Annotated in this window: 5 protein-coding genes and 1 pseudogene; 3 read left to right on the forward strand and 3 right to left on the reverse strand. The window is 69.1% G+C overall.

The features are described from left to right. Positions 1-380 (reverse strand): annotated as a pseudogene (locus V7067_RS15435) (homoserine dehydrogenase); the annotation flags it as partial. Between the two features lie 243 nt (positions 381-623). Here V7067_RS15435 and V7067_RS15440 point away from each other — a divergent pair. Next, positions 624-1,556 carry a nucleoside hydrolase gene (locus V7067_RS15440; RefSeq protein ID WP_334176794.1) on the forward strand — a complete coding sequence of 311 codons (933 nt, stop codon included), beginning with the start codon at positions 624-626 and terminating at the stop codon, positions 1,554-1,556. 9 nt (positions 1,557-1,565) lie between these two features. Here the strand turns inward: V7067_RS15440 and V7067_RS15445 are convergent, their stop codons facing one another. Beyond that, on the reverse strand, positions 1,566-2,909 hold the full coding sequence (locus tag V7067_RS15445; RefSeq protein WP_334176795.1) for a hypothetical protein: 1,344 nt from the start codon (positions 2,907-2,909) through the stop codon (positions 1,566-1,568). A 216-nt stretch (positions 2,910-3,125) separates the two neighbouring features. Here V7067_RS15445 and pncA point away from each other — a divergent pair, with 216 nt between their 5' ends. Beyond that, positions 3,126-3,752: a bifunctional nicotinamidase/pyrazinamidase gene (gene pncA / locus V7067_RS15450; RefSeq protein WP_334176796.1), complete on the forward strand. Its 627-nt coding sequence runs from the start codon at positions 3,126-3,128 to the stop codon at positions 3,750-3,752. Between the two features lie 19 nt (positions 3,753-3,771). On the opposite strand, the gene V7067_RS15455 is transcribed toward pncA, so the two are convergent. Beyond that, positions 3,772-4,671, reverse strand: coding sequence for a DMT family transporter (locus tag V7067_RS15455; protein WP_334176797.1), 900 nt, complete (start codon positions 4,669-4,671; stop codon positions 3,772-3,774). A 59-nt stretch (positions 4,672-4,730) separates the two neighbouring features. Here V7067_RS15455 and V7067_RS15460 point away from each other — a divergent pair. Next, a partial coding sequence (locus V7067_RS15460) for a hypothetical protein (protein WP_334176798.1) occupies positions 4,731-4,933 on the forward strand: 203 nt, incomplete at its 3' end.

A 4,933-nucleotide genomic window follows, 5' to 3' on the forward strand; every position in this document is an offset into this window, starting at 1 on the left:
AGCGCCAGTTCGGTGCCGACATTGGGATTGCCGGTGGCATCCACCACCACGTCGATGCGCCCGGAAGCGCACATGGCGTTGAAATCGGAGGTGATGGCGATGCGGCCGGCCTCGATGGTGCGGTCGATGGCGGCGGCGGTGTCGGCGAAGGCGGCATGGTCGCGCGGGTAGCCGGCCATGGCGACGGCGGCCAGCACGTTGTCGGGCCGGCGGGCGCAGATGGCGCCGACGCGCACGCCCTTCATCAGCGCGCATTCCACCACGATGTCGGTGCCCATCTGCCCGGCGCCGGCAAGCCCGATGGTCACGGGCCCGTGGGCCTCGGCCCAGGCTTCAAGCTCGGCGGCCTGCCCGATCCGGGCAATCGGCGACAACATCATTCCGTTCCTTTTCTCATCCGGGTGCCGGCCGTTGCGGCCGCGCATCCGCTGCGCCACGGTCGTGGCCGCCTTGTGCAGGGTCCGGCCGCACCGGCCGGGGCCTGCTCTTCCGCGCCGCTGCGCCGGGTCCGTCCCCGGTTACAGCGGCAAAAACGCGCATGCGCCATATCACATCGCGCCGCACCGGTCTCGCCACAAGCGGCCGCGGCGGCTATGACGGGGCATCCAGCCAGCGGATTTCAGATGCGCCGTTTCCTCATCGACACAGATACCGCCTCAGACGATGCCATTGCCCTGCTGATGGCCTTTGCCGCCCCGGATGTTGTCGTGGAGGCGCTGACCATCGTCGCCGGCAACTGCTCTCTGGCACAGGCTGCTCAGAACGCCCTCTATACGGCGGAAGTGGCAGGATTGCGGGTGCCGGTCTATGCCGGCGCCGCCCGCCCGCTGCTGCGGCCGATGAAGCATGCCGCCGAGGTGCACGGCCACGACGGCCTCGGCGACATCGACCTGCCGCTCGGCGGCCGCGCCCTGACGCCCGGGCGCGGCGTGGATGTGATCGTGGAGACCATCCTGCGGTATCCGGGTGAGGTGGAGCTGGTGGCGCTGGGGCCGCTGACCAACATTGCCGTCGCTCTGGCCCGCGCGCCGGAAATCGCCGGTCTCGTCAGGCGCTGCGTGGTGATGGGCGGCGTCGCCGACGGCATCGGCAACGTCACGCCGGCGGCGGAATTCAACATTTTCGTCGATCCCGAGGCCGCTGCCATGGTGTTTGCCTCCGGCATGCCGGTCACCATGGTGGGGTGGGACGTGTCGCGCAAGGCGGCCGCCTTCGAGCCGGCGGAACTGGCGGAGCTGCGCGCCATCGGCACGAAGCGGGCTGCGTTCGCCGTCGATATTCTGGCGGCGCTGCGCCGCTTCATGATCGCCATCAGCGGCCGCGACGCCATCGACCTGCCGGACCCGATCGCCATGGCGGTGGCGCTCGATCCGGCGGTGGCGACCGACGTGCGCCGCCTGCCGGTGATCGTCGATACCTCGCACGGGCCCTCGGCCGGGGCGACGCTGGTCGATCACTATCGCCTGTCGGGCCTGCCGGCGACGGTGGACGTGGTGTTCGCGGCCGACCGGGCGAAGTTTCTGGCAATGCTGCGGCAGGCGCTGTCGCAGCCCTGAGGGCGGGCCTCAGGCGCCGTGGCCGCCCGCCTCGGCGGCATCCTGCAGCAGCAGGTGCTCGCGGCCGGCCTTGACGAGGTCGAACCGGCGCCACAGCCCGTCGCCTGCCGGGAATTCGTAGCGCACGATGTCGGCGGTGGCCTGCGCCCTGCTGATCTTGGCGGGCATGAACGAGCCGGTGCCGACGACATCGACCGGGATGCCGAGATTGCCGAAGATGCGGCATTTCAGAACATCGAAACCCGACGAGGCGACGATCTTCGGCGCCTTGAAGCCGCTGTCGTCCAGCATCTTGCGGAAGCGCACGATCGAGGCGGCCGTCACGCCCGTGCCGAACAGGCATTTGTCGCGGATTTCGTCCGGGCTCAGCCCGTCGAGATCGTCGATGGAAAAGCCCTGCAGCGCGAGCTTCAGGATTTCGCCGGGCGAATCCTTGTGGGTCCAGCGCATCAGCGTGCGCACCGAAGAGGGCCAGTCCAGCCCCTCCAGATGACGGCCGGCATGGGTGTCGATGCGGAACGCGAGCTGCTTGCCGCGCTCGCTCAGCCTCGCCTCTTCGTAGAACCAGCGGCAGACGGCGAGGGCATCGGTCACCTCGCGGCCCTCGTAGTCGACCAGCACCGTGTAGGTCTGCTCGTCGGGGAAGACCTCAGCATAGAGGCGGGCGGCTTCCAGCGTGGCGTTGTCGGTGGCCGGATCGCCGCCGCGGGCCAGAATGCGCGCCTTGGCATAGCCGATCAGGGCGTGGGGCATGGTGCCGAGCCCGCGCACCGCGCCGAACAGCGGGGCGGCAATGGCGGTGGAGGTGCCGATGAAGCCGGTCGCCCCCATCAGGCGCGCGGTGCGCGCGCCGACGCTGGCGCCGTAGGCGGCGGCCAGATGCATGTCGTCGCCGGTGCAGTGGCGTGCCTCCATGGCAATGAAGGCGCAGCGCGGCAGCGCGAGGCACTGCGAGAAAGCGTTGAAGGCGGAGACGCAGGCAAAGCCCACGCGCTGCAGCATCACCGTTTCGACCGGCGACAGCGCGGCCATGGAGCCGGTGACGGTGAACAGCGGCCGGCCGGAGGTGAGCAGCGTGCCTTCCGGCACCGTGCGATGGATCTCCAGCTGGATGGCGCTGTCTTCCGGGTAGACGGCCTCGATCAGCTCGATCGCCTTGTCGATAGCCACGATGCAGTCGGTGCGCAGAAACACCGCATAGGTGACGCGGCAGTCGCCGAAGGCTTCGACGATGGCCCGGGTCTTGAGGAAATAGGCATCGGTGCGGGCGGCAACGTCGGAATCGACCGGCGGCAGCCGGACCGGTTCCGCGGGAACCGGAATGCGCGTCTCTTCGGGGGTGGAGTGCGGCATCGGAGCCTCCCGCAGGCACGGATCATCGGACGTCCGACTCTGGTGCCCGAGTTTGGCGCGGCAATCAACGAAAATGCCGCCCCGGCCCGGCCGCGTGCGGCATCGGCGGCGGGGCGCCGGGGCTGGCGGGCGTTCCGGCCGGCGCTTATGATGCGACGCACCATCGGGCCGGCCCCGGCCGCCGGCCGGATGGCTGCGACAGGAGGAACGGGACCCATGCGCTTCGGGGTGAAGGACGTGCTGATCGGCGTCGATCTGCAATATGGCTTCATGCCGGGCGGCAATCTGCCGGTCGCCGACGGCCACGCCGTGGTGCCCGTGGTCAACCGCATTGCGCCCTATTTCGACAACGTGGTGCTGACGCAGGACTGGCACCCGCCGGGCCACTGGTCGTTCGCCTCCAGCCACCCGGGCCGCAAGCCCTATGAGGTCATCCGCCTGCCCTATGGCGAGCAGGTGCTGTGGCCGGATCATTGCGTGCAGGGCACCCACGATGCCGAACTGCATGCCGATCTCGATATTCCCCACGCCCAGCTCATCCTGCGCAAGGGCTATCACAAGGCGGTCGATTCCTATTCGGCCTTCCACGCGGCCGACCGCACCACCCCCACGGGCCTTGCCTCCTACCTGCACGAACGCGGCATCACCCGCGTGGTGCTGGCCGGCCTTGCGACCGATTTCTGCGTGGCGTGGACGGCGCTCGATGCCCGCGCGGCCGGTTTCGAGACGCTGGTTGTGGAGGATGCCTGCCGCGGCATCAATGTGGAGGGCTCGCTCTCCAATGCGTGGGACGCGATGAAGGACGCCGGCGTGCATCGCATCGCCTCAGCCGATATCGGCTGAGGCGGCCGCTGCCGGGCGTTCAGCGCCGGCGGCGGGGCATCACGTTCTCGCGCTTCAGGATATAGAGCCCTGAGGCGACGATGACGACCGAACCGGCGACGGTGGCGGTGTGCGGCAGCTGGCTGAACACCAGATAGCCGGCGGCGGTGGCCCAGATGATCTGCGAATAGCCGAACGGGGCCAGCAGCGAGGCCGGCGCATAGGCGTGGCCGCGGATCAGGAAATAGTGCCCGATGGCGCCGAACGCACCGAGGCAGACCAGCAGCACCCACACCTGCCAGTCGTGCGGCATCACCCACACCGCCGGCAGCGTGGGGCTGAGGGCGAGGGTGCCGAAAATGGACGACCACATCAGCATGCCGGCGGAGGATTCCGTCGGGGCCAGCCGCCGTGTCAGGATGGCATAGATGGCGTTGCACACCATGGCGGCCACCGAATAGACCGCCTCGAAAGCCAGCGCCCCCGTGCCCGGCTGCACGATGATGAGCACGCCCAGAAAGCCCACCCCCACGGCCGCCCAGCGGCGCCGGTCGGCCCACTCGCCCAGCAGCGGCCCCGCCAGCGCGGTGATGACCAGCGGGCCGGCGAAGTTGATCGAGGTGGTCTCGGCCAGTTGCAGGTAGCGCAGCGCGATGAAATTGAACACCGTGGAGCCGAGCAGGAAGGCGGAGCGCAGCGCCTGCATGCCGAGCCGCTTCGTGCGCAGCGTGGAGCGCAGCCGCCACGGCTTCAGCACGATGGCAAGCAGCACCATGTGGATGAAATAGCGGAACCACGCCACCTCAAGCGGCGGCAGGGTGCGGGCCAGCGTCTTGGCCGTGGCATCCAGCGCGGCGAAGAACACGCAGGTGATCAGCATCAGGACGATGCCGCGCAGACGGGTATCGTCCGCACGCTGGCCGGCCACGGCAAGGGTCATCGCACTCTCCGGCGCCGGTCGGCGCCCGCAATCTGCTCTCGTGGCCGGGGGGCCGGGCAATGGAATGCCCCGGCCACGGCGGTCGAACGGGATTCGGTGGTTCGGGAGATACGGTCGAAACAGAAGGCTGCAAAACGGCCGGATCGTCAGATCGCCGCGATATCGCGGGCGATCTGGAAATATTATGGATAATAGACAGCCTGTCGATGCCGTTTCCCGCGCGGCCGGCGCATGGCGACCCGCTCTGCGTGCATGGCGCCGG

Origin of the sequence: Pseudoxanthobacter sp. (genome assembly GCF_036822375.1) — a bacterium.
Taxonomy (GTDB): Bacteria; Pseudomonadota; Alphaproteobacteria; order Rhizobiales; family Segnochrobactraceae; genus Pseudoxanthobacter.